The organism is Pseudomonas sp. Rh2 (genome assembly GCF_040762985.1).
In the GTDB taxonomy this organism is placed as follows: Bacteria; Pseudomonadota; Gammaproteobacteria; order Pseudomonadales; family Pseudomonadaceae; genus Aquipseudomonas; species Aquipseudomonas taiwanensis.
The window spans coordinates 4843460-4868233 of sequence record NZ_CP142890.1; the positions used below are offsets into that span (position 1 = coordinate 4843460).

The window sequence follows — 24774 nt, forward strand, 5'->3', positions numbered from 1 at the left end:
CCGCCGGGACCCCACACGGGCACCGGCGGCACTGCCCTGACCGGCTGATGAGGTACCTCCGACAATGTTGAGTTTTATTGCCCGGCGTCTAGGCCTGCTGATTCCGACCTTCTTCGGTATCACCTTGCTGACCTTCGCGCTCATACGCCTGATCCCCGGCGACCCGGTGGAAGTCATGATGGGCGAGCGCAGGGTCGACCCTGAAATGCACGCCCAGGCCATGGAACGCCTGGGCCTGAACAAGCCCCTGCCGGTCCAGTACCTGGACTACGTCGGCAAACTCGCCCAGGGAGACCTGGGCGAGTCGCTGCGCACCCGCGAAAGTGTCTGGACCGAGTTTCTCACTCTGTTCCCGGCCACCCTCGAACTGGCCTTCGCCGCCCTGGTGTTCGCCGGAGTCGTCGGCCTGCTGGCCGGGGTGATCGCCGCGCTCAAGCGCGGTTCGCTGTTCGACCACGGGGTGATGGGCATTTCCCTGGCCGGCTATTCCATGCCGATCTTCTGGTGGGGCCTGATCCTGATCATGTTCTTCTCCGTGAGCCTGGGCTGGACCCCTGTGTCGGGGCGCATCGACCTGCTCTATGACATCGAGCCGAAGACCGGCTTCATGCTCATCGACACATTGCTCAGCGACGAAGAAGGCGCCTTCAAGGATGCCGTGATGCACCTGATCCTGCCAGCCATCGTGCTGGGCACCATCCCGCTGGCGGTGATCGCCCGCATGACCCGCTCGTCGATGCTCGAAGTGCTGCGCGAGGACTACATCCGTACCGCCCGCGCCAAAGGCCTGTCACCGGCCCGCGTGGTCTTCGTGCACGGTCTGCGTAACGCGTTGATCCCTGTGCTGACGGTGTTCGGCCTGCAGGTCGGCACCTTGCTGGCCGGTGCGGTGCTCACCGAAACCATCTTCTCCTGGCCGGGCATCGGCAAGTGGCTGATCGAAGCCATCGGCGCCCGTGACTACCCCGTGGTCCAGAATGGCATCCTGTTGATTGCCTGCCTGGTGATTCTGGTCAACTTCGTCGTGGACATCCTCTACGGCCTGGCCAACCCACGCATCCGTCATCAGCGCTGAGGTCTTCGCCATGACTAGCCCGATTCCAAAATCCGTCACGCCGGCCAGCCCGGTGGACCAAAGCCTGCTCTACCCGTCACCGTACAAAGAGTTCTGGCAGGCCTTTTCACGCAACAAAGGTGCAGTGCTGGGCCTGGCCTTCATGTGCCTGGTGGTGTTTTGCGCTGTGTTCGCCCCATGGGTCGCGCCGCACGACCCCAGCGAGCAGTACCGCGACTTCCTGCTGACCCCTCCGGTGTGGCTCGAAGGCGGTACCTGGCAGTTCATCCTCGGCACCGACGAACTGGGCCGCGACTTGCTCTCGCGGTTGATCCAGGGCGCTCGGCTGTCGCTGCTGATCGGCCTGTCGTCGGTGGTGATGTCGCTGATCCCCGGTATCCTGCTCGGCCTGCTGGCCGGGTTCTTCCCGCAGATCCTCGGCCCTTCGATCATGCGCCTGATGGACGTGATGCTGGCCCTGCCCTCGCTGCTGCTGGCCGTGGCCATCGTCGCCATACTCGGCCCAGGCCTGATCAACACGGTGATCGCCATCGCCATCGTGTCACTGCCGTCCTACGTGCGCCTGACCCGCGCGGCGGTAATGGGCGAGTTGAACCGCGACTACGTCACCGCCGCGCGCCTGGCCGGTGCCGGCCTGCCACGCTTGATGTTCGTCACCGTGCTACCCAACTGCATGGCGCCGCTGATCGTGCAGGCGACCCTGAGTTTCTCCTCGGCGATTCTCGACGCCGCGGCCCTGGGCTTCCTCGGCTTGGGCGTGCAACCGCCCACCCCGGAATGGGGCACCATGCTGGCTTCGGCACGTGACTACATCGAGCGCGCCTGGTGGGTGGTGAGCCTGCCCGGCCTGACCATTCTGCTCAGTGTGCTGGCAATCAACCTGATGGGCGACGGCCTGCGCGATGCGCTGGACCCGAAACTCAAGAACGCCGCCTGAGGAGAACGCCATGTCACTGTTGCAGATCAACAACCTGAACGTGCGCTTCGGCGACACCAATGCAGTACCCGTGGTGGACGGCCTGGACCTGGCGGTAGATGCCGGCGAGATCCTGGCCATCGTCGGCGAGTCCGGCTCGGGCAAGTCGGTGACCATGATGGCCCTGATGGGCCTGATCGACGCCCCCGGGCGTATCACTGCCGACGCCCTCACCTTCGACGGCACCGACATGCTCAAGCTCAGCGGCCGCCAGCGGCGCAAGGTGGTGGGCAAGGACATCGCCATGGTCTTCCAGGACCCGATGACCGCGCTCAACCCCAGCTACACCGTGGGCTACCAGATCGAGGAGGTGCTGCGCCAACACCTGGGCCTCAAGGGCAAGGCCGCTCGCCAGCGTGCCCTGGAATTGCTCAAGAAGGTCGAGATTCCGGCTGCCGAAAGCCGCCTGGACGCCTACCCGCACCAGTTGTCCGGCGGCATGAGCCAACGGGTGGCGATTGCCATGGCGATCGCCGGCGAGCCCAAGCTGCTGATCGCCGACGAGCCGACCACCGCCCTGGACGTGACCATCCAGGCGCAGATCATGGAACTGCTGGTCAACTTGCAGAAAGAGCGCAACATGGCGCTCATCCTGATCACCCACGACCTGGCCGTGGTGGCCGAAACCGCCAAGCGCGTGTGCGTGATGTACGCCGGGCAAGCCGTGGAAGTGGGCCAGGTACCAGAGCTGTTCGACGTACCCGCCCACCCTTACAGCGAAGCCCTGTTGGCGGCCATCCCCGAGCACAGTCTCGGTGCCGAACGCCTGTCCACGCTACCCGGCATCGTACCCGGTCGTTACGACCGCCCAGCCGGCTGCCTGCTGTCGCCGCGCTGCCCGTACGTGCAGGAAAACTGCCGGCGCCAGCGCCCCCCCCTTGATCCCCAGGCGCATAGCCTGGTGCGTTGCTTCTATCCGCTGAACCAGGAGGTGGCGTGATGGCCGTCGTTCTTTCCGCTCGGGAGCTGACCCGGCATTACGAAGTATCGCGTGGTCTGTTCAAAGGCCATGCCCTGGTACGCGCCCTCAATGGCGTGTCGTTCGAGCTAGAGGCTGGCAAGACCCTGGCCGTGGTCGGCGAATCCGGCTGTGGCAAGTCGACCCTGGCCCGCGCCCTGACACTCATCGAAGAGCCCTCCTCCGGTTCGCTGCAAATCGCCGGCACCGAGGTCAAGGGCGCCAGCAAGGCTGAACGCAAGCAGCTGCGCCGCGATGTGCAGATGGTCTTCCAGAGCCCTTACGCGTCGCTCAACCCCCGGCAGAAAATCGGCGATCAACTGGCAGAACCGCTGTTGATCAACACCTCGCTGAGCAAGGCCGAGCGGCGCGAAAAAGTGCAGAAGATGATGGAACAGGTAGGCCTGCGTCCCGAGCATTATCAGCGCTACCCACACATGTTCTCCGGCGGCCAGCGCCAGCGGATTGCGTTGGCCCGGGCGATGATGCTGCAACCGAAGGTGCTGGTGGCGGACGAGCCAACCTCAGCGCTGGACGTGTCGATCCAGGCCCAGGTCCTTAACCTGTTCATGGACCTGCAAAGGGAGTTCAACACCGCCTACGTGTTCATTTCGCATAACCTGGCAGTAGTGCGCCATGTAGCGGATCAGGTGCTGGTGATGTACCTGGGCCGGCCGGCAGAGATGGGGCCGAAGGAGGATATCTACGAAAAGCCGCTGCATCCCTACACCCAGGCGTTGCTGTCGGCGACTCCGGCGATCCACCCGGACCCGCTGAAGCCGAAGATCCGCATTGCCGGCGAACTGCCCAACCCGCTGAACCCGCCAGAGGGCTGCGCGTTCCACAAGCGCTGCCCCTACGCGACCGAGCGGTGTGCCAACGAGGTACCGGCCTTCAGGCAGGTGGCCTCCCGGCAGGTGGCTTGCCATTATGCGGAGCAGTTTCTCTAGGCCCAGATAGCGCCCCTCGCCGGCAAGCCGGCTCCTACAGGCGCTGTAGGGGCCGGATTGTCGGCAATGGCCGTCTCAATGCATGAAGAACCAGATCAGAATGATCACTGGAATCGGCACCCCAATCATCCACAGCAGTATCGAGCGCATGGCTTTTCTCCTGTTCGGCGGTGAACAAACCGGTGCACGCGCCATGCCAGCGCCCGCGAAAACCCATAGCTATCCGAATCAACGGCTTACGCTGCCTGCCGCTTGATAGAACCGTGCAATATGCCGGACCCACGCCCTTGCACCTGGGTGTTCTGCAATGCACTATCCATTCATGACCGCCCTCACCCTCCCCGACGGCCCAGAACAGACCCCACGCACGGCTGACACGGTGCTGCGCTATCACCTGTGCTGGAAGCACCGGGACCTGGATGGCGTCATCGCGCTCTACCACCCTGACATCCAGTACCACGACTTTTTCCAGAATCGCGTGCTCGGCTACCACGAGCTGCGCGACTACGTGCGCGCCTGCCTGCCCCATGAGGCTGGCGAAGACATCGTCCATAGCGACCGCATCCGCGTGGACGGCTGCACCGCGTTCATCCAGTACCAGGTGACGGTCCAGGGCGGCGACGGCCTGGTGGCGTTCCAGTCCAGCGAGGCAATTACCGTCAAGGACGACCTGATCTGGCGAGTCAACGAATATGCCACCCTGGTGCGCCAGAATGGCCACAGCCCTGCCAGCGGCGGTTTGCGTCCTGCCACCAGCCGCTTGGGCCTGTCACCACGCCAACTGTCGACCATGGCTCAGGACCTTGAGCACTATTTCCAGCGCCAACGCCCCTACCTTGACCCGGAGCTGAATCTGCAACAGGTCGCCGACGCCAGCGGCTACAGCCGCAACCAGATCTCCTACCTGCTCAACCAGGTGCTCGGGCAGAGCTTCTATCGCTACGTCAACCAGGCCCGCCTGCAACACTTGATGGCGATCCTTGACCACGGCAGCGCCGACACGCCGATAGACGACCTGGCCTTCAATGCCGGCTTCAACTCACTTTCGGCGTTCTACAAAGCGTTTCGCGAACACACCGGCCTGACGCCCAAGGCGTACCTGAAGCAAAATTCCCTGCGTGCACGCACGTAAGACAGCCATCGTCGAACGCTACTAGGATCGCCCACAGACATTGATGGATGTGGAGCCGAACCCGATGCAACCCCTGCGCACGCTCAGCCTGTGGATGGACCAGCTCGACGAGCCACTGTGCGCGCGCCCCGCTCTGCGCGAAGACCTGGACGTCGATGTGTGCATCATCGGTGCGGGCTATACCGGCCTGTGGACCGCCTACTACCTCAAGCGGCAGGCGCCGCAACTGAGCATTGCTGTAATCGAAGCCAACATCGCCGGCTTCGGTGCCTCGGGGCGCAATGGCGGCTGGCTGATGGGCAACCTCCTGGGCGAGGACCGGTTGCTCGCCACGCTGTCACCGCAAACGCGCCGCGCCAGCATCGACCTGCTGCACGGCATTCCCGATGAAGTGCAAAGCGTGCTGCAACGCGAGGCCATCGACTGCGATTACCGTAAAGGTGGCGTCCTGTATTGCGCTGCGCGCTACCCCGAGCAGGAGCGCAACCTGCGCGCCTACCTTGATGACCTGTATCGCCAGGGCATGACCGAGGACGACTATCGCTGGCTGCGCCCCGAGCAGTTGGATGCCCAACTGCGGGTCAGCAATGCCTATGGCGCCATCTACAGTCCGCACACCGCGACGATCCAGCCGGCCAAGCTGGTGCGCGGCCTGGCCCGTGCAGTGGAAGCGCTGGGCGTGCCGATCTACGAGAACACCCCGGCCATCGACTGGCAGCCCGGTGCAGTTCGCTCGCCCCTGGCGCATATTCGCTGCCACTGGGTAGTGCCTGCCGTGGAGGGTTACGCCGCCAGCCTGCCCCCGCTGGGCAAGCACCAACTGCCGGTACAGAGCCTGCTGGTGGCTACCGAGCCTCTGCCGGAATCGACTTGGGAACGGATCGGCCTGTCCCAGGGGCAAGCCTTCAGCGAGAGCAGCCGCCAGGTCACCTACGGCCAACGCACCGCCGACAACCGCCTGGTGTTCGGCGCCCGCGGCGGCTATCGCTTCGGCGGCCGTCTGCGCGAGAACTTCAACCTGAACGATCAAGAGATCGAGCTGCGTCGCTACCTGTTCAGCGAGCTGTTCCCGCAGCTGGGACACGTACGGATCACCCATTCGTGGGGCGGCAACCTGGGCATGGCCCGGCGCTTCCGCCCGCACATGCTCTGCGACCGCCAGCGCGGTATCGCCCTTTCCGGTGGCTATGGCGGTGAAGGCGTCGGGGCCACCAACCTGGGCGGCCGCACGCTGGCGGCGCTGATTCTCAACCAGCACAACGAACTGACCGCACAGCCCTGGGTGCTGGACAACCGGCCCGTGTCGAGCCTGGCCAGCTGGCCGCCCGAGCCGTGCCGCTGGCTGGGCTACAACGCGATCATCCAAAGCTTCGTCCACGAGGACCGGACCCTCGCCAACCCCGCCAGCGCGCCCTGGAGGCGGCGCCTGGCCAGCTCGCTTGCGGACTTCATGGAAGGCTTCATGCACTGATTACCTTCACCCTACACAGGATTCACCGGTCATGAGCATCACCCAGTTCAAACACACCGAAAGCGCAGTGCTCGACACCTCCAGCCCGGTTGCGGTGCCACTTGGCGAACCCGTAGCAGTGACCTCGGTCACCTGCGTCGAGCGCAGCGATGGTGTCGAAACCGGCATTTGGGAGTGCACACCCGGCCGCTGGCGACGGCAGATCGTGCAACAGGAGTTCTGCCATTTCATCAAAGGCCGCTGCACCTTCACCCCCGATGGTGGCGAGCCCCTGTCCATAGAAGCCGGAGATGCCCTGATGCTACCGGCCAACAGCACAGGTACCTGGGACATCCAGGAAACCGTGCGAAAAACCTACGTCCTGATTTTCTGATCCGCTGATCGCCTGCCTTCGATAACAACAGACAAAGCAAGGTACTCCCGACATGCGCACACTCCTCGTCGCCCCCCTGATGCTGGCCGCCAGCGTGGTCAGCGCCGCTGACACGGTGAAGATCTACAACTGGTCCAGCTACGTGGCCCCTGACACGCTCAAGAACTTCCAGCAAGCTACGGGCATCGTTCCAACCTACGATGTCTATGACAGCAACGAGACCCTCGACGGCAAGCTAATGACGGGTAACTCCGGCTACGACGTGGTGTTTCCCTCCAACCACTTCATGGCCCGGCAGATCCAGGGCAAGGCCCTGAAGAAGCTGGACAAGTCGCAGTTGCCCAACTGGCACAACCTCAACCCGGTGCTGCTCAAGGCGCTGGAGGTGAACGATCCCGGCAACCAGTACGGCTTCCCGTACCTGTGGGGCAGTACCGGCATTGGCTACAACATCGACAAGGTCAAGGCAGTGCTTGGCGACAATGCGCCCGTGGACTCCTGGGACCTGATCTTCAAGCCCGAAAACATCAGCAAGCTCAAGCGTTGCGGCGTCGCGGTGCTGGACAACGGCCCCGAGCTGCTTCCGATCGCCTTGCACTACCTCGGCCTGCCGCACCACAGTCAGGACCCAAAAGACTACGACAAGGCCAAGGCGCTGTTGATGAAGGTGCGCCCGTACATCAGTTACTTCCACTCCTCGAAGTACACCGGCGACCTGGCCAATGGCGATATCTGCGTGGTGGTGGGTTTCTCGGGGGATGTACTGCAAGCGAAGAACCGCGCCGAGGAGGCGAAGAACGGAGTGAAGGTGGGCTACTCGATTCCCAAGGAAGGCGCGCCGATGTGGTTCGACATGGTCGCCATGCCAGCCGATGCACCCGATGAGAAAGCCGGGTATGCCTACATGAACTACCTGTTGCAGCCGGAAGTGATGGCCAATATCAGCAACCATGTGCAGTACGCCAACGGCAACCTCAAGGCAGACGGGTTGGTAGAGCCGGCGATGAAGGGTAATACGATGATTTACCCGAGCGAGGACGTGATGGACAAGCTCTATGCGCTAGAGGCGATGCCAGCCAAGATCGACCGCATTCGGACGCGGATCTGGACCAGCATCAAGGCCGGTAACTGAGCCCCTGTGCAGTTTTCACTGGCCTCAATGCCGGCAAGCCGGCTCCCACCGACTGTTGCACAGCCCTATGGACTGGCGCTGTACCTGTGGGAGCCGGCTTGCCGGTGATAGGGCCAGATCAGACACCACACGGTGCTGATCCTACCCCGAGGATCAGTGGTGTTCGCGGGTAGCGCGGAACTTGATGTCCGGCCAGCGCTCTTCCATCAACGACAGGTTGACCCGGGTCGGTGCCAGGTAGGTCAGGTGGCCGCCACCGTCGATGGCCAGGTTCTCCATGGCCTTGTTCTGGAATTCCTCGAGCTTCTTCTTGTCGTCGCAGCTGATCCAGCGCGCCGACCAGACAGTGATGGGCTCGTAGGCGCACTCGACCTTGTACTCTTCCTTCAGGCGGCTGGCGACCACGTCGAACTGCAGCACACCCACGGCGCCGAGAATGATGTCGTTGCTGCGCTCGGGGAAGAACACCTGGGTCGCGCCCTCTTCGGCCAACTGCTGCAGGCCCTGGCGCAATTGCTTGGACTTGAGCGGGTCCTTCAGGCGCACGCGACGGAACAGTTCCGGCGCAAAGTGCGGAATACCCGTAAAGCCCAATGCCTCGCCTTCGGTGAAGGTGTCACCGATCTGGATGGTGCCGTGGTTGTGCAGGCCGATGATGTCGCCGGCATAGGCCTCTTCCAGTTGCTCACGCTCGGAGGAGAAGAAGGTCAGCGCATCGCCTACGCGCAGGTCCTTGTTGATACGCACGTGGCGCATCTTCATGCCCTTCTCGTACTTGCCCGAGCAAATGCGCATGAAGGCGATACGGTCGCGGTGTTTCGGGTCCATGTTCGCCTGGATCTTGAACACGAAACCGGTGAACTTCTCTTCAACAGGCTCGACGGTCCGCTCGTGGGCCACACGACCCAAGGGTCGCGGCGCCCAGTCGACGACAGCGTCGAGCACATGGTCGACCCCAAAGTTGCCCAGCGCGGTACCGAAGAACACTGGGGTCAGCTGACCGTTGATGAATTCTTCCTGGTTGAACTCGTGGCAGGCGCCCTGCACCAGCTCCAACTGCTCGACGAACGACTCGTACTGGTCGCCCAGGTGGGCACGGGCCTCGTCGGAATCCAGCTTCTGGATGATCTTCGCTTCGGTACGCTCGTGGCCATGGCCCGGGGTGTACACCACGATGTAGTCGCCGGTCAGGTGGTAGACGCCCTTGAAGTCCCGGTAGCAACCGATCGGCCAGGTGATTGGCGCAGCCTTGATCTTCAGGACGGCTTCGATCTCGTCGAGCAGTTCGATCGGGTCGCGGATGTCACGGTCGAGTTTGTTGATGAAGCTGACGATCGGTGTGTCACGCAGGCGGCAGACGTCCATCAGGGCGATGGTACGTGGCTCGACGCCCTTACCGCCGTCGAGCACCATCAGCGCCGAGTCCACCGCGGTCAGGGTGCGGTAGGTATCTTCCGAGAAGTCTTCGTGGCCGGGGGTGTCGAGCAGGTTGATCATGTGCTCGCGGTATGGGAACTGCATCACCGAGGTGGTGATGGAGATACCGCGCTGCTTCTCCATTTCCATCCAGTCGGAGGTGGCGTGGCGGTCGGACTTGCGCGACTTCACGGTACCCGCAACGGAAATCGCCTTGCCCATCAGCAAGAGCTTCTCGGTGATGGTGGTCTTACCGGCGTCGGGGTGGGAAATGATTGCGAAAGTGCGGCGCTTCGCGACTTCGGCGGCCTGGTTGGTCATGGGAAATCGCCTGACTGGAGATCAAAAAAGGGCCGAGATTATACCCGAATCCATAGCCATACCCAAACAGTGGCCGCCGAAACCGACCTCAATGGTCGTCGAGCAGTTCTTCGCCGATGTGCGTGATCTGAAGCTGCAGGTCAAGCGCGTGGCCGTCGCCCGCCCGGGCATAAGCGAACCAATGCCCGCCAACGTCCTCCCGACCTGTGGCACCCAACTCGAGGTTGGTGGTTCGTGTCCAGATCCGCACGGGTAGCGACTCACCCGCTCGCGGCGCCTGATCCAAGCTGCTGAAGCCCCCGTCTTGGTTCTGCGCCATCAGTTTCCAAAGGCGGTCGTCGCTGACCGGGGTGTCGTACAGGCAGCCGTAGCCGTTGCCATTACGGTCCAGGTGGCGGGTCCTTGCGTTGAAATCACGCCCCGTGCGACGGCTCCAGGATTGAATGTCGTAGTAACGACGCCCCCTGGCTTCATCCACCATGCAGCGGAACCAGAAGTAATGAGGCTCACCGACCGTCAGCGAGGTCAGGATCAGCCAATCGTCTGCGACGCGGGCTACCTGCACGCCCTTCTCCACCACTTTTGCGCAATCCAGATAGCCCTCCAAGCCCGCAGTGGTGGAGGTGACATGGGCGATAAAGGAGCGATCGTAGTCATGTTCAAGCATATGAAACTACCTCAAGTGTTTTTTTCCAGGGTCGCAAGGAGGGCGCTTCCAACCTCCTGCGAGCCCCGTATTCAGCGGCCTTGGCGTTTCGATAGGCAGGAGGAAACAATCAACCTGAAAAAATCCGCGCTGGCCAAATGCCGGCTCAGATGGGAACCTTTGGCCCCCTGGAGACGTCCACAATCCTGTTACCCCCTCGGCAACGTCCATTGGGTCAGGGCTGGTTTCACCGGCATTTCGAGCCTGACGGGGCTTGGCTAAATGGCGTGTCGCGTCCGCGTCGAGACCGCACGCTGCTACTCGCGACCACACTGCCTGCCGCCAGGAATGGCCGGCCGCCACGGGAGTGTGTTCGCCGACTACACAAGGAGTCCGCCTGTGGCTGCACGCTACGGAAAAGGGCTGTTGGGATGGGCCACCGTGCTCGTCATCCTGGCCCTGCTGGTCCATTGGATCGGCATCGACACGATCGCGCGTTATCGCGACGATCTTGGGTTCTACCTGCAAGCGCACCTGGTATTGGTGCTGGCTTCGATGGCGGCGGCGCTGGCCGTGGGCATCCCTGCCGGCATTGCCTTGAGTCGACCGCACCGGGTCGACAAAGCCGAGCGCTTCATGCAGTTCTTCAACGTTGGCAACACCATTCCCCCCTGGCCGTCCTGGCCATCGCGCTCAGTGTCCTGGGCATCGGCGCAGGTCCTGCGATCTTCGCGCTGTTCCTCGCCTCTCTCCTGCCCATCGTGCGCAATACCTACGAGGGTCTGAAGAACGTCCCCGCCTCGCTCAAGGAAGCTGCCACCGGCATTGGCATGACCCCGCGCCAGCAACTGTGGCAGGTGGAACTGCCCAATGCCGTGCCGATCATCGTCGGCGGTGTGCGCGTAGCCCTGGCCCTGAACGTTGGAACGGCGCCGCTGGCGTTCCTGATCGGTGCCAACAGTCTGGGCAGCCTGATCTTCCCCGGCATCGCCTTGAACAACCAGCCACAACTGCTATTGGGCGCTGCCTGCACGGCACTGCTGGCATTGGCGTTGGACGCGGCGGTGAGTTTCGCCAGCAGACGCTGGCTGGAACCTGGCCTGGCCCGATAACGAGAGGGAACCCATGAAAAAGACAATCGCCTTGTTGCTGGGCGCGGCCCTGCTGTTCGCAGGATTTGCCCAGGCAGCGGACAAACCGCTGATTCGTATCGGTGCTCGCGTATTCACCGAACAGACCGTGCTGGCCGAGATCACCGCCCAGTATCTGCGCGCCCATGGCTATCAGGTGCGTGTCACCGGCGGGCTGGGCAGCAGCCTGGCACGCCAGGCCCAGGAAACCGGCCAACTCGACCTGATGTGGGAATACACCGGTGTCTCGCTGGTGTCGTACAACCATATCGACGAGCGCATGCCCAGTGCCGAAGCCACCTACGCCAAGGTCAAGGAACTGGATGCCGGGAAGGGCCTGATCTGGCTGACACCCTCCAAGTTCAGCAACACCTACGCCCTGGCCTTGCCACGCAAGGTTGCCGAAGCGTACCCGCAAGTGACCAGCATCTCGGCACTCAACGATGTGCTGCGCGCGCAGCCCGATGGCAACCTTCTGGTGGCCCTGGACACCGAGTTCGCCAACCGCCCGGATGGCCTGGTCGGCCTCAAGGAAATGTACGACCTGCAAGTGGGCAGGGCGAACATTCGGCAAATGGACGCGGGCCTGGTCTACACCGCCCTGCGCAACAACCAAGTATTCGCCGGCTTGGTCTACACCACCGATGGCCGCCTGAGCGCATTCGACCTGAAGCTTCTCGAAGACGACAAGCATTACTTCCCCGACTACACAGCCGCACCGGTGGTTCGCAAAGCGGTGCTCGACGCCAACCCGGAACTGGCCAGCCTGCTCAAGCCACTGGCCGAACAGCTTGACGACGAAACCATGCGCCAGCTCAACGCCAAGGTCGATGTCGAGCACCAGAACCCGAGTGCCGTCGCCGCAGCCTTCCTGCAGGCGCATCCACTTAAGGAGGTGCAGCCATGAGCCTGCTCGATACGTTCGCCCACCTCGACTGGGCCCTGGTCCTGCAACTGACCTGGCAGCACATCATGCTGGTCAGTGTCGCCGTGGGCCTTGCGATCATCGTCGGCGTGCCGCTGGGCGTCCTGATGACCCGCTTCCCGGCTGTTGCCGGCCCGCTGCAGGCAAGCGCTACGGTCATGCTGACAATCCCTTCGATCGCCCTGTTCGGCTTGTTGCTGCCGTTCTACTCCAAATTCGGCCAAGGGCTTGGGCCGATGCCTGCGATCACCGCGGTGTTCCTCTATTCACTGCTGCCGATCCTGCGCAACACCTACCTGGCATTGACCAACGTCGAACCTGGTATCCGCGAGGCCGCGCGTGGCATCGGCATGACCTTCGGCCAGCGCCTGCGCATGGTCGAGCTGCCCATTGCAGTGCCGGTGATCCTCGCCGGTGTACGCACCGCCGTGGTCATGAACATCGGTGTCATGACCATTGCCGCCACCATCGGTGCCGGCGGCCTTGGGGTGTTGATCCTCACCTCCATCAGTCGTAGCGACATGTCGATGCTGCTGGTCGGCGCCGTGCTGGTCAGCCTGCTGGCGATCATCGCTGACCTGCTCCTGCAAACCCTGCAACGTGCCCTGACTCCAGAAGGACTGCGCTCATGATCGAACTCAAGAACCTCAGCAAGACCTTCAACGTGAACGGCAAGGACGTCAAAGCCGTCGACTCGGTCAGCCTCACCGTCAACGAAGGCGAGATCTGCGTGTTTCTTGGCCCTTCCGGCTGCGGCAAGAGCACCACGCTGAAGATGATCAACCGCCTGATCACCCCGACCTCCGGCCAGGTGTTCATCAATGGCGAAGACACCAGCGGGCTGGACGAAGTGACCTTGCGTCGGCGTATCGGCTATGTGATCCAGCAGATTGGCCTGTTCCCCAACATGACCATCGAGGAAAACATCACCGTGGTCCCGCGCCTGCTCGGCTGGGACAAGCAAAAGTGCCACGAGCGCGCCCGCGAGCTGATGCACATGATCAAGCTCGAACCCAAGCAGTACCTGCAGCGCTACCCACGTGAGCTTTCCGGTGGCCAGCAGCAGCGTATCGGCGTGATCCGCGCCCTGGCCGCCGAGGCGCCCGTGCTGTTGATGGATGAGCCGTTCGGCGCGGTCGACCCAATCAACCGCGAAATGATCCAGAACGAGTTCTTCGAGATGCAGCGAGCACTGAACAAGACCGTGATCATGGTCAGTCACGACATCGACGAAGCCATCAAGCTGGGCGACAAGATCGCCATCTTCCGTGCCGGCAAGCTGTTGCAGCTGGATCACCCGGATACCTTGCTGGCCCATCCGGTGGATGATTTCGTCAGCAATTTCGTCGGCCAGGACAGCACCTTGAAACGCCTGTTGCTGGTGCGCGCCGAAGATGCGGCGGACAACGCGCCGTCGGTGAGTCCGCAGACATCGGTGAGCGATGCGCTGGAGCTGCTCGACGAGCATGACCGTCGCTATGTGGTGGTCACCGATGCAGCGAACAAGGCGCTGGGGTACGTACGTCGGCGCGACATGCACCGCCAGCAAGGAACCTGTGCGGACTTCTTGCGCCCGTTCAACGCCACGGCGTCGCATGATGAGAACCTGCGCATCCTGTTGTCACGGATGTACGAGTTCAATCGGGCGTGGTTACCGGTGCTGGATGCCGAGCAGGTGTTCCTCGGCGAGGTGACGCAGGAGTCGATTGCGGCCTATTTGAGTTCGGGCAGGTCGCGCGGGGCGAAGACCAGCATCGTATCGCCTGCCGAGGCCGTGGCATCCTGATCTGAATTGCTGTGCGAACCCGCCCCACAGGGACAGCACCGTCACTGTGGGCGCGGGTTCACCGGCAAAGCAGCCGACGCGGTATCAGAACCCTACACTGGCCTGCACATAGAAGGTACGCGGCTCACCCACATAAATGCCGGCGTTGTTATCGCTGGAGCGGGTGTAGTACTGCTTGTCGAAGAGGTTCTTCACCCCTGCCGCCAGCTTCAGGTTGGCCATTTGCGGCCCGAAGTCATATCCACCACGGGCATGCCAGGTCACGTAACCGGGAATGTCACCGTACTGCCCGTCAGCACTTGGCTCGGTGATGTAGTCGCCGTTGAAGCTACCATCGGCGTTGATCCCGGTACCCGGCGCGCGCTGCTTGGACTGGGCATAGGCATCCAGATTCCAGGTCCAACGATCGACCTCGTAGCGCAGGCCGGCAGTGGCCACCTGGCGCGAATAGAATGGCAGGTCGCGGCCCTTGAAGCCGGGAATCTCCCCCTCGTAGGTCGCGCGGGTGTAGGTGAAGCCCGCATTGGCCGACAGCCCTTGCAGGCGCGGGTCCAGACCGGCCAGGTCATAGCGAACCGACGCTTCGATACCTTGGTGCTTGGTGGCGCCGAGGTTGGTCCACCCCACATCGTTGCTGATGTACTGCAGCTCATCGTCGAAGTCGATGTAGAACGCGGTCAGCTCCCCGGCGAAAGCACCATTGTCATAGCGCGTACCGATCTCGTAGGTCTTGGCCTTCTCCGGCTCCAGGCCGTTGGCGGTGCTATTGCCCGTGCCGCCCTGACCCAGCTGGAAGTACTGCAGGCTGCCGAACGACGTCTCGTAGTTGGCGAACAGTTTCCAGGCATCGGAAAGGTGGTACATCACGCTCAGCGCTGGCAGTGGCTCATTGCTGGTAATGCTGCGGTTCTTCTCCGGCACCGGCTTGCCATTGGCACCAAGCACCGGGCGATCACGCCAGTCGGTGTTGATGTGTTCGAAACGGATACCCGGCGTGATGGTCCAGTTGCCGACGTCGATCTTGTCGTCGATGTAGTAGGCGCTGGCCTCGGTGCCACCGCTACGGTCCTGGAACACATGGCCATCGGAGCCTGGGATCGGCGTAGGCACATTGTCGACCAGCCCCAGACGCGTGGACTGCTCGCGCATGGCCTCTTTCAGGTAGCGGTAGCCCACGCTGACTTCCTGGGTGGTGGGCCCGGCGAAGAAGATCCGGGACACACGCGGTTCGATGGCGAAGGTGTGATAATTGCGCGGGTAGGAAGACAAGGTCTTCATGTCGCGCGAGGCAATCGAGCTGCCACGGAAACTGTCGGTGTAGTACGTCAACACCTCGAATTGAGTGGCATCGTCGAGCTGGCGCAGCCATTTGAACGAAACGTCCTTGCGACGGCCGGCGAAGTAGTCGTAGTCGCGCACCGACTGGAACGGGTTCTGATCGTACTGGGCCTGGGTCAGGCCTCCGGGCATGTCGGCACGGCCATCGTAGTAGTGAAAGTTCAGCCAGAACTCATCGCTGTCGGTTGGCGCCCAGTGGGTCTTGAGAATGACGTCGTCGATGTCGTTGCCGTTGTTGCTTTCCCGATAGCCGTTGCCGTTGACACCGGTGTACAGCAGCGCGACGCCCATGCCGTTGTCCGCAGTGCCGCCAACGAACGCCGACTCGGTGTGTTTCCAGCCGCCATGCTGCGAGGTCTCAAGCGTGGTGGACAACTGCGCCGAAGCCTTCTCGGGGATCGCCCGGGTCACGAAGTTGATCACCCCACCGACGTTCTGCGGACCATAACGCACAGAGCCTGCGCCACGGACCACGTCGATGCTGTCGAGGTTGCCCGAGGAGATAGGCGCCATGGACAGCTGTGGCTGGCCGTAGGGCGCGAAGGCCGCTGGAATGCCGTCGATGAGCACGGTCGAACGCGGCGACAGGCGCGAGGTCAGGCCACGCACGCCAACGTTGAGCGAAAGGTCGCTGCCGCCGGTGCCGTTGGAGTCCTGCACCTGAACCCCCGGAATGCCCCGCAGCACGTCACGCACGTTCATCGCGCCTTTCTCCACCATCGCCTCGCGGCGCACCACCGTCCGTGCGCCGGGGTGGTTCTGCACCACAGCCTGCTCGGCATCGCCCAACCAGTCACCCACCACCTTCACATCGGTCGGTGCCAGCTCCAGGCTGCCGGAGGTCAAGCTGCCAGCGGCCTGGGCCGGTTTCACCACCACAGTGCCCTGGGACATCTCATAGGTCAGGCCGCTGCCTTGCAGCAGTTGCTGCAGCGCCTGTTCCGGCACCAGTTGGCCCGATACCGCCGGGGCCTGCTTGCCGGCTACCAGCTCAGGGCTGAAGAACAGCTGCAGGTTGGTTTGCTGGCCCAGTTGGCTCAAGGCAGACGCTAACGGTTGGGCCTGGATCTGAATTGCGGCAGCGGCCTGCTCGGCATGGCTGTCGAAGGCCACGGCACTGACCGCAAGGGCCAGCGCCAGCGCGCGGAAACGAGGGAATGGCTTGTTGTTGTTCACGTCTTCGAAGCATCCTGAAAGTCGGGATAAACGCCAACCGCATGCAAATGTAAATGCTTGGCAGTTGCAGCTGGCGGGGAAGACGAACGACGGGGAAAAAACCTGAATTTATTTTGCGACTATTTCGCGTGAACCGTCTTGGTGGGTCCTGATGGCCACCGGCAGGATACTTGGCAAAGCGCGCAACAGTGCGTCGGTATCGTCGGTGCTGAAAGTGCTGGACAAGCGCAGCCCGGCGACCTTGCCAGGTGCGACTCGCAGCGGTTGAGCCCGGTAACGCTTCACTTCCGCCACCACTTCCTCCAGGGTGGCGTTCTCGAACACCAGTTTGCCCTGGCGCCAGGCGGTCAACGCAGCCGCATTGATCGCGTAGGGCTCGGCCACCTTGCCCTGCGCATCGATGGAAGCGCCCTGCCCGGCGCTCAACTGCGCCAGCGATGCATCGCGGCCCTGCACACGCACCGAGCCCTGCTCGACCGCCACACGGGTCAGCGACGGGTCCAGGCGTACATCAAAACGGGTACCGGTCACGGTAACGCTGCCCTGGGCGGTGTCGACGACGAATGGCCGGCTGCTGTCGTGGGCAACCGTGAACATTGCCTCGCCGGCTTCGAGCACGATGTGCCTGCGACCCGTGCTGTATGCCACTTGCAGCCGCGTCGCGCTGTTGAGCGCAAGTAGCGAACCATCTGGCAGTTCGACCTGACGGCGCTCACCGAAGGCTGTCTGCAAGGTGTCCTGATGGTTCAGCCGCTGGTACTGCCAACCGCTCCAGCCCAGGCCCAGCGCGGCGACGGCAACACCGGCAGCCAGCGCCTGGCGCAGCACGCCCCGCCGCGGCAAATGGCGCACCGGCTCCGGTTCACATAATGCCTGCAGTCGCTGTGGGGGGATGCGCTCGGCTGCGCACCAAAGCAGCGCCAACGCGTCATATTCTGCACGGTGGCTGGGATGTGCTTCGAGCCAATCGTGCAACCGAGCCTGCAACGCACTGTCGCGCGGCGCATCGTGGACGCGAGCGAACCATTCGGCTGCCTGCTCGCGGACGGTACCGGCACCGTGCTGTTTCATCGCAAAGGTCTCCTGACTCATCGGGTGGACACATCCAGGTGCTCACGCAGATGCCGGAGCGTGCGGATCATATACTTTTCGACCATGTTCTTGGTCAAACCCATGCGCTCGGCGATTTCCGCCTGGGTCAGGCCTTCGAGCTTCTGCCAGATGAATACCCGCCGACAGTTCAGGGGCAATTCGGCCAGGGCGCGCTCGACGCTGTCGGCCAGTTCCAGGGCATGTACATAGGCTTCAGGGTCGTCGCTGGCGGTGGCACCTTCCTCGAAGGTTTCCTGCTCCAGTTGCTGACGCCGGTCTTCGCGGCGAAAACCGTCCACGGCAATGTTGCGGGCAGTTTGATGAAGATAAGCGCGAGGCTGATCGACCTGCTCACGCGTGTTCTCAAGAACCCGCACAAAGGCATCGTGGGTGAGATCCTCGGCCTGCTGACGACTGCGCAACTTGCGCGTCCAGGTGCCGATCAGCTCGTGGTAGTGGTCGAGGAAGCCTTTGTGTCCGGACACGGTCTGGGTCGTCAGGGAGGCGGATAAGGGTGCGAATAGTAATTTTTCTCATCAGACTCAGCAAATCCGCCAGTCGGTAACAAAAAATTTATGGGTGATGTCATGTACGGGAGTGCTTGAGAATGTGGCCATAAATATGAACACCTCTGGCCCCTTCGCGGGTAAACCCGCGCCGACCTAAATTGTGAAAACCCTGTAGGAGCGGGCTTACCCGCGAAGGGGCCTACACGCTCCATTCCACAATTTTTTACGCTTGAAACAGTGCCGGGAACATCAGGCGGTCATGCGAGTCGGTTATTCAACGGGTAGGGCGTCGATCCACGACGATCGCACCCGGATTGCCTGTTGATTCTGCATTCTTCACGCCCTAAAGTGCGCGCCGAACGTCCATGCTGGAAACGATCCATCCGGCTCAAGTACTGAGTAGGCGAACCAAAGTGGGGATACGGAGGACGTTCAGTTTGCAGCCACTTAATCTTTCAGTTTGCCCATGGAGTCCCTGAGCATGTCGATCCAGGTCGAAGACTATTTCGCGCGTGAAACCTTCCAGAAGATGAAGGCGTTCGCCGACAAGCAGGAAACCCCGTTCGTACTCATCGACACCCAGATGATCAGCCAGGCCTACGACGACCTGCGCGCCGGTTTCGAATTCGCCAAGGTCTACTACGCGGTCAAGGCCAACCCGGCGGTCGAGATCATCGATCTTTTGAAAGAGAAAGGTTCGAGCTTCGACATCGCCTCGATCTACGAACTGGACAAAGTGATGGGCCGCGGTGTCAGCGCCGACCGCATCAGCTACGGCAATACCATCAAGAAGTCCAAGGACATCCGCTACTTCTACGAGAAGGGTGTGCGCCTGTACGCCACCGACTCGGAAGCCGACCTGCGCAACATCGCAAAGGCCGCACCGGGTTCGAAGGTCTACGTGCGGATCCTCACCGAAGGCTCCACCACTGCCGACTGGCCGCTGTCCCGTAAGTTCGGCTGCCAGACCGACATGGCCATGGACCTGCTGATCCTCGCCCGCGACCTGGGCCTGGTGCCCTACGGTATCTCCTTCCACGTTGGTTCGCAGCAGCGCGACATCAGCGTCTGGGACGCTGCTATCGCCAAGGTCAAAGTGATCTTCGAGCGCCTGAAGGAAGAAGACGGCATCGAACTGAAACTGATCAACATGGGTGGCGGCTTCCCGGCCAATTACATCACCCGTACCAACAGTCTCGAAACCTACGCCGAAGAAATCATTCGCTTCCTGAAGGAAGACTTCGGTGATGACCTGCCGGAAATCATCCTCGAGCCGGGCCGTTCGCTGATCGCCAACGCCGGTATCCTGGTCAGTGAAGTGGTCCTGGTTGCGCGCAAGTCGCGCACCGCCGTCGAGCGCTGGATCTACACCGATGTGGGCAAGTTCTCCGGCCTGATCGAAACCATGGACGAGTCCATCAAGTTCCCAATCTGGACCGAGAAGAAGGGCGAAACCGAAGAAGTCGTGATCGCAGGCCCGACCTGCGACAGCGCCGACATCATGTACGAGCACTACAAGTACGGCCTGCCGCTGAACCTGGCGATCGGCGACCGTCTGTACTGGCTGTCGACCGGGGCCTACACCACCAGCTACAGCGCAGTGGAATTCAACGGCTTCCCACCGCTGAAGGCTTACTACCTGTAAACCAGAACGGGGCCGCAAGGCCCCGTTTTCGCAGGCGCACCACGTGGTGGTTCATCGACGCCTATACAGTGAAACATTGCTGAAATTGGGGACATTGACGTCCTGTACAGCCATCTCGAACGTCAGCACGTTAGGTTTGCCAACCCCCACGTAGTGGTCATCCCAAGGCTTTCGATTGGCCACGCTGACCATTGCCAAGCCTGGCGCAGCCAACGTCACGCCTTGATAGACCTGGATCTGCGGCTGTTCGATCTTCGTGCCGTCGACCCGCACCCGCCAACTCACCGGCTCATCGCTTTTGGCGTAGTAACCAATGTAGCTTTGCCCACTCAGGTCCCAGATGTCGTAATGCGCATAGCCTTCGCCCGATTCGACGGCGCGTACCTGATAGCCGTGTCGATCTCCTTCGAAATACCCGAACCAAAAGCGTTGCGGGCTTTTGACCTCGCTACTGGAACTGACGGTCAACCACTGGCAGCGCCGCTCCCGAGGCGTCCCCTCCATCGAGTCCAGCCACCCTTCGTAGCCTGGGGTGACTGAGGTGAAGGTGGCAATAAACGAACGGTCCTGAACGTACTTCATGCTTAACCTCGCGATTGAGTCGAGAGCCGCGACTTTCAGCCTGCTCGCTCAATCAACGAAGTCGGTCAGACTTCCTCGCGCAGCTGTATTTCCTGGGCATAGCCGTCTGCTACAGCCGCCATTGAAGGGCCTGCCGAGCGCAAGGTGTTCAGGCTGCTACGCAAGAACGGCACGTTACCTTGGGCGCGGGCAAGTTCGATCCATCTCAGTGCTTCCTGGTTTTCACCTCGTTCGAACAGCACCAATGCCAAGCTGAACATGCCCCGGAAATCCCCCGCCTCGGCTGAACGCCGATACCAGCGCACCGCCCGAACAGGGCTGGGCGCAGTGGCAATACCGTGTTCCAGATAACGGCCAAGCAGGTTCATCGACTTGGCATGGCCAAGGTGCGCGGCCTTCTCGTAACAGGCCAGAGCCTGGGCCTGGTTGACCGCTACTCCGCGCCCGGTGGCCAGCAGGTTACCCAGGTTGTAAAGCCCCCAGTCGAGCCCGGCATCGGCAGCGTGCGCATAATGGATGGCAGCCTTGACAAGGTTCACCTCGCCGCCCCAGCCATGTTCCAGGCAGCGTCCAAGCATGTTGTGCGCCATGGCATTGCCCGCCTGCGCAGCGATGCCGAACCAACGTCGAGCCAACAGGGCATCCTGTTCGATGCCTCGCCCGTCGAGCAGTATCTGCCCCAGTAACAACTGGGCCTGGACCACGCCCTGCCCCGCTGCCGCGAGAATCGCCTGGGCGGCCTTGCCAGGGCTGTCTTCGAGCATGGCCTGCAAGCCCGCGACATCCACCACGTCCTCACGACGCAATTGGTAGGACACGGTTCAGACCTCGGCCCAGCGGCGCAACAAGTTGTGGTAGGTGCCGGTCAGTTGCAGCAAGGCAGGATGCTCCGGCACATCGGTGGTCAATTGCTGGATGGCATTGTCCATCTCGTACAGCAATGTACGTTGCCCGTCGTCGCGCACCAGACTCTGGGTCCAGAAAAATGCCGCATAGCGTGCGCCACGGGTCACCGGGTTGACCTTGTGCAAGCTGGTGCCGGGGTACAGCACCAGGTCACCGGCCGCCAGCTTGACCTGCTGCACGCCGTAGGTGTCCTGGATGACCAACTCACCGCCGTCGTAGCTGTCGGGGTCGCTGAGGAACAGGGTCGATGACAGATCGGTACGCACTCGCTCGGGGCTGTCCTTGGGCTGGCGCAGTGCATTGTCGATATGGAAACCGAAGTTGCCCCCTTCGCGGTAACAGTTGATCAGGGGCGGGAAGACCTTGTGCGGCAACGCCGCCGACATGAAACGCGGGTTCTTCCACAAGCGGTCGATCAATGCGCAACCCAATTCCTTGGCCAGTGGGTGCCCTTCGGGCAACTGCAGGTTGTGCTTGGCCTTGGCCGACTGATACCCCGCCGTGATCTTGCCATCAGCCCAGTCGGCCTGCTCAAGGGCCTCGCGGATGCGAGTGAGCTCGTCGGCGTCGAACAGGCCGGGAATGTGAAGCAGCATGGCAACGCACCATCAGGAAGTGTAAAGGCTCAATGATATTGATTACCTTTTACGCTGTACAAGCCCCGTCCGCCGCTTAAGACGTTTCAGCGCGTGCAAACCGTAAAGACAAATTGTAAAGAATGTAAATTCATAGCGAATGGTAACGACTCTCAATTGTGAGTCACAATTGCTTACATTAAGATCCGCAGCCTTAACACCTTGGGGAAGGTTCTTTGCAATGCGTCACTACGTGCCATCTACCGTAAGTTCACCGCGCCTTATCGTTTCGGCCATCGGCGTCGCCCTCAGCGCGTCCTCTGCCTATGCCGCCGAGCCCTCCGCCAGTAACGCCATCACCCTCGATGCCACCAGCATCGAGGGCAAGGTTGAACAGGCCAGCACCGATTACAAAGTCGAAAAGGCCTCCTCGCAGAAGTACACCGCTCCCCTGGTGGACACGCCCCGTTCAGTCACCGTGATTCCACAGCAAGTGATCAAGGACACCAATGCCCTGAACCTGCAGGATGCTCTGCGGACCGTGCCAGGCATTACCTTCGGTGCCGGCGAGGGCGGCAATCCCCAGGGCGATCGCCCGTTCATTCGCGGTTTCGATGCCCAAGGCGACACCTACCTCGACGGCGTACGAGACACCGGCGCACAAACCCGCGAGATCTTCGCCGTGGAGTCGGTGGAAGTTGCCAAAGGCCCGAACTCGGCGATCGGTGGCCGCGGAGCTGCCGGCGGCACCATCAACCTGGTAAGCAAGCGGGCGCACTTGGGCAACTCGCTCGACGCCGCGTGGACCTGGGGCAGCGACCAGACCCAGCGCTACACCCTCGATGGCAACTACCAGTTCAGCGATACCGTTGCCGGCCGCCTGAACCTGATGACTCACGAAAGCAACGTAGCCGGGCGCGACAAGGTCAACTACGACCGCTGGGGTATCGCACCGTCCTTGGCCTTTGGCCTGGGCACGCCGACCCGCGTCAACCTTGACTACTACCACCTGGAAAGCGACGACCTGCCAGACTCGGGTATCCCGTACACGATCCCGACCGGCGGTAGCGGCGACCGCACCTCGGCCCACCCAAGCAAGCCGAATGACGGTGGCGACAGCGACAACTTCTACGGCTTGACCAATCGCGATTTCCGCAAAAGCCGTGTCGACATTGCCACCTTCGCCATCGAGCACGACCTGACAGACGCGCTGACCATCAAGAACACCCTGCGTCATGGCAACAGCATGCAGGACTACATCCTGACTCAGCCCGACGATAGCCAGGGCAACGTCAATAACGGCGAAGTCTGGCGTCGGGCCAATACCCGCGTCGGCAATACCACGACCACCACCAACCAGACGGACCTGTTCGGCGAGTTCTATGTGGCGGGCTTCAAGAACAACTTCTCGACGGGTATCGAACTCAGCCGCGAAGAATCGAAACGGTCTTCCTACAATGTCGCCACACTGGATGGCACCACCAAGGTCAACAACAAGAACGTGTGCAATGGCATCGGTGCCCCGTACAACTGCACCTCGCTGGGCAACCCGACGCCGGACGATCCGTGGAATGGAGCGATCTCACGCAACTACGCGGGTACCGACACCAAGAGCGACACCCGCGCCATCTACGTGTTCGACACACTTGAGCTGACACCTCAGTGGCTGCTGAACATGGGCCTGCGCTACGACCACTTCGACACCCAGTACCGTGGCTACGACGCCTCGGGTGCGACCGTGGTGAACAAGAATGGCATCGCATCCAAGGGCAGTGACACCAGTGAGTTCTTCACAGGCCAACTGGGCCTGGTCTGGAAGCCAGCCGACAACGGCAGCATCTATGTCTCCTACGCCACTTCCGCGACGCCGCCAGGTGCCTTGCTTGGCGAAGGTATGGAAGGCAACCCGCTGGGCAATACCACCGACCGCTCCGGCAACCTGCTGAGCAGCGACATGGAGCCGGAAGAGACCACCAACTACGAAATCGGCACCAAGTGGGACCTGCTGAACGAGCGCCTGTCGCTCACCGCCGCCCTGTTCCGCACCGAGAAGGAAAATGCTCGCGTTCAGGTGGACACCACCTCGTACGAGAACGTTGGCGAAACTCGCGTACAGGGCATCGAGCTGTCGGCCAGCGGCAAGATCACCGAGAAATGGCAGGTGTTCGCCGGCTACACCTACATGCAGGCCCGGCAGATCGACGGCGGCCCCCTGGGCAAGGCCAATGATGGCAACCAGCTCCCTAACACACCTAACAACAGTGCCAGCCTGTGGACCACCTACGCGATCACGCCGAAGCTGACGGTCGGTGGCGGTGCCTTCTACGTCGACGACGTCTACGGCAGCGTGGCGAACACCACCATGGTCGACAGCTATGTCCGCTACGACGCCATGGCCGCCTACAAGCTGACCAAGAACGTGGACCTGCAGTTGAACGTGCAAAACCTGACCAACGAGGTGTACTACGACAAGGCGTTCTCCACCCATTTCGCCAACCAGGCCGCAGGCCGCACCGCATTGCTGACCACCAGCGTTCATTTCTGATGACGGGATTGGGGTAAAGCCGGCCCCTGCAGGAGCCGGCTTGCCGGCGATAGGGCCCACACTGGCACTAAACAATCCCCGACCCGGCCCCGTTCATTTCAGTGAGCGGGGTTTT

22 protein-coding genes and 1 pseudogene are annotated in these 24774 nt (G+C 62.0%); 15 read left to right on the forward strand and 8 right to left on the reverse strand.

What is annotated here, in order from left to right; all coding sequences use genetic code 11:
- Positions 1–64: 64 nt before the first annotated feature.
- The 9 genes from VXM67_RS22125 (at position 65) to VXM67_RS22165 (ending at position 8067) form a co-directional block, all read left to right on the forward strand.
- Complete coding sequence (locus VXM67_RS22125) at positions 65–1075, forward strand: ABC transporter permease subunit (RefSeq protein WP_023382176.1); 1011 nt, start codon at positions 65–67, stop codon at positions 1073–1075.
- A 10-nt stretch (positions 1076–1085) separates the two neighbouring features.
- Complete coding sequence (locus VXM67_RS22130) at positions 1086–2012, forward strand: ABC transporter permease subunit (protein ID WP_023382177.1); 927 nt, start codon at positions 1086–1088, stop codon at positions 2010–2012.
- A gap of 10 nt (positions 2013–2022) precedes the next feature.
- Positions 2023–2991 (forward strand): ABC transporter ATP-binding protein, encoded by a 969-nt coding sequence (locus VXM67_RS22135; protein ID WP_023382178.1) that lies wholly within the window; start codon positions 2023–2025, stop codon positions 2989–2991.
- Complete coding sequence (locus VXM67_RS22140) at positions 2991–3959, forward strand: peptide ABC transporter ATP-binding protein (RefSeq protein WP_023382179.1); 969 nt, start codon at positions 2991–2993, stop codon at positions 3957–3959. The genes VXM67_RS22135 and VXM67_RS22140 overlap by 1 nt, the downstream gene beginning before the upstream one ends.
- 82 nt (positions 3960–4041) lie before the next feature.
- A complete protein-coding gene (locus VXM67_RS22145) occupies positions 4042–4215 on the forward strand; it encodes a hypothetical protein (protein ID WP_162144434.1) in 174 nt (57 codons plus the stop codon).
- Between the two features lie 51 nt (positions 4216–4266).
- On the forward strand, positions 4267–5091 hold the full coding sequence (locus VXM67_RS22150; RefSeq protein WP_177429942.1) for a nuclear transport factor 2 family protein: 825 nt from the start codon (positions 4267–4269) through the stop codon (positions 5089–5091).
- A 64-nt stretch (positions 5092–5155) separates the two neighbouring features.
- Entirely contained in the window at positions 5156–6562 is a 1407-nt protein-coding gene (locus VXM67_RS22155; RefSeq protein ID WP_027906594.1) for an FAD-binding oxidoreductase, read from the forward strand.
- A gap of 31 nt (positions 6563–6593) precedes the next feature.
- Positions 6594–6935, forward strand: coding sequence for a cupin domain-containing protein (locus VXM67_RS22160; RefSeq protein ID WP_023382182.1), 342 nt, complete (start codon positions 6594–6596; stop codon positions 6933–6935).
- Positions 6936–6987: 52 nt separating this feature from the next.
- Positions 6988–8067: a polyamine ABC transporter substrate-binding protein gene (locus VXM67_RS22165; RefSeq protein WP_027906595.1), complete on the forward strand. Its 1080-nt coding sequence runs from the start codon at positions 6988–6990 to the stop codon at positions 8065–8067.
- 153 nt (positions 8068–8220) lie between these two features.
- On the opposite strand, the gene VXM67_RS22170 is transcribed toward VXM67_RS22165, so the two are convergent.
- Together VXM67_RS22170 and VXM67_RS22175 are read right to left on the reverse strand one after the other, a co-directional pair.
- A complete protein-coding gene (locus VXM67_RS22170; protein WP_023382184.1) occupies positions 8221–9804 on the reverse strand; it encodes a peptide chain release factor 3 in 1584 nt (527 codons plus the stop codon).
- An 88-nt stretch (positions 9805–9892) separates the two neighbouring features.
- Complete coding sequence (locus VXM67_RS22175) at positions 9893–10471, reverse strand: hypothetical protein (RefSeq protein ID WP_041925543.1); 579 nt, start codon at positions 10469–10471, stop codon at positions 9893–9895.
- 378 nt (positions 10472–10849) lie between these two features.
- On the opposite strand from VXM67_RS22175, the pseudogene VXM67_RS22180 reads away from it, so the two are divergent.
- From VXM67_RS22180 to VXM67_RS22195, 4 genes and pseudogenes are all read left to right on the forward strand, one after another.
- Positions 10850–11562: pseudogene (locus tag VXM67_RS22180) on the forward strand (ABC transporter permease).
- Positions 11563–11575: 13 nt separating this feature from the next.
- Positions 11576–12487 (forward strand): glycine betaine ABC transporter substrate-binding protein, encoded by a 912-nt coding sequence (locus VXM67_RS22185; protein WP_023382186.1) that lies wholly within the window; start codon positions 11576–11578, stop codon positions 12485–12487.
- Positions 12484–13137: an ABC transporter permease gene (locus VXM67_RS22190; RefSeq protein ID WP_023382187.1), complete on the forward strand. Its 654-nt coding sequence runs from the start codon at positions 12484–12486 to the stop codon at positions 13135–13137. The genes VXM67_RS22185 and VXM67_RS22190 overlap by 4 nt, the downstream gene beginning before the upstream one ends.
- Entirely contained in the window at positions 13134–14291 is a 1158-nt protein-coding gene (locus VXM67_RS22195) for a betaine/proline/choline family ABC transporter ATP-binding protein (protein ID WP_023382188.1), read from the forward strand. The genes VXM67_RS22190 and VXM67_RS22195 overlap by 4 nt, the downstream gene beginning before the upstream one ends.
- 84 nt (positions 14292–14375) lie before the next feature.
- On the opposite strand, the gene VXM67_RS22200 is transcribed toward VXM67_RS22195, so the two are convergent.
- The 3 genes from VXM67_RS22200 to VXM67_RS22210 form a co-directional block, all read right to left on the reverse strand.
- The gene (locus tag VXM67_RS22200; RefSeq protein WP_027906597.1) at positions 14376–16805 is read right to left on the reverse strand and encodes a TonB-dependent siderophore receptor; all 2430 of its coding nucleotides are present in this window, start codon (positions 16803–16805) and stop codon (positions 14376–14378) included.
- A gap of 108 nt (positions 16806–16913) precedes the next feature.
- Complete coding sequence (locus tag VXM67_RS22205) at positions 16914–17876, reverse strand: FecR family protein (RefSeq protein ID WP_027906598.1); 963 nt, start codon at positions 17874–17876, stop codon at positions 16914–16916.
- A gap of 17 nt (positions 17877–17893) precedes the next feature.
- Entirely contained in the window at positions 17894–18382 is a 489-nt protein-coding gene (locus tag VXM67_RS22210) for a sigma-70 family RNA polymerase sigma factor (protein WP_027906599.1), read from the reverse strand.
- 505 nt (positions 18383–18887) lie between these two features.
- Here VXM67_RS22210 and VXM67_RS22215 point away from each other — a divergent pair.
- Positions 18888–20051 carry a type III PLP-dependent enzyme gene (locus tag VXM67_RS22215; protein WP_023382192.1) on the forward strand — a complete coding sequence of 388 codons (1164 nt, stop codon included), beginning with the start codon at positions 18888–18890 and terminating at the stop codon, positions 20049–20051.
- A gap of 51 nt (positions 20052–20102) precedes the next feature.
- Here VXM67_RS22215 and VXM67_RS22220 read toward each other — a convergent pair whose 3' ends face one another.
- The 3 genes from VXM67_RS22220 to VXM67_RS22230 all read right to left on the reverse strand — a co-directional run bounded on the left by VXM67_RS22220 (position 20103) and on the right by VXM67_RS22230 (position 22135).
- The gene (locus tag VXM67_RS22220) at positions 20103–20633 is read right to left on the reverse strand and encodes a hypothetical protein (protein ID WP_023382193.1); all 531 of its coding nucleotides are present in this window, start codon (positions 20631–20633) and stop codon (positions 20103–20105) included.
- Positions 20634–20698: 65 nt separating this feature from the next.
- On the reverse strand, positions 20699–21451 hold the full coding sequence (locus VXM67_RS22225) for a tetratricopeptide repeat protein (RefSeq protein WP_023382194.1): 753 nt from the start codon (positions 21449–21451) through the stop codon (positions 20699–20701).
- Between the two features lie 3 nt (positions 21452–21454).
- A complete protein-coding gene (locus VXM67_RS22230; protein ID WP_027906600.1) occupies positions 21455–22135 on the reverse strand; it encodes a Fe2+-dependent dioxygenase in 681 nt (226 codons plus the stop codon).
- Between the two features lie 220 nt (positions 22136–22355).
- Here VXM67_RS22230 and VXM67_RS22235 point away from each other — a divergent pair, with 220 nt between their 5' ends.
- Positions 22356–24659 carry a TonB-dependent siderophore receptor gene (locus tag VXM67_RS22235; RefSeq protein WP_027906601.1) on the forward strand — a complete coding sequence of 768 codons (2304 nt, stop codon included), beginning with the start codon at positions 22356–22358 and terminating at the stop codon, positions 24657–24659.
- Positions 24660–24774 lie beyond the last annotated feature (115 nt).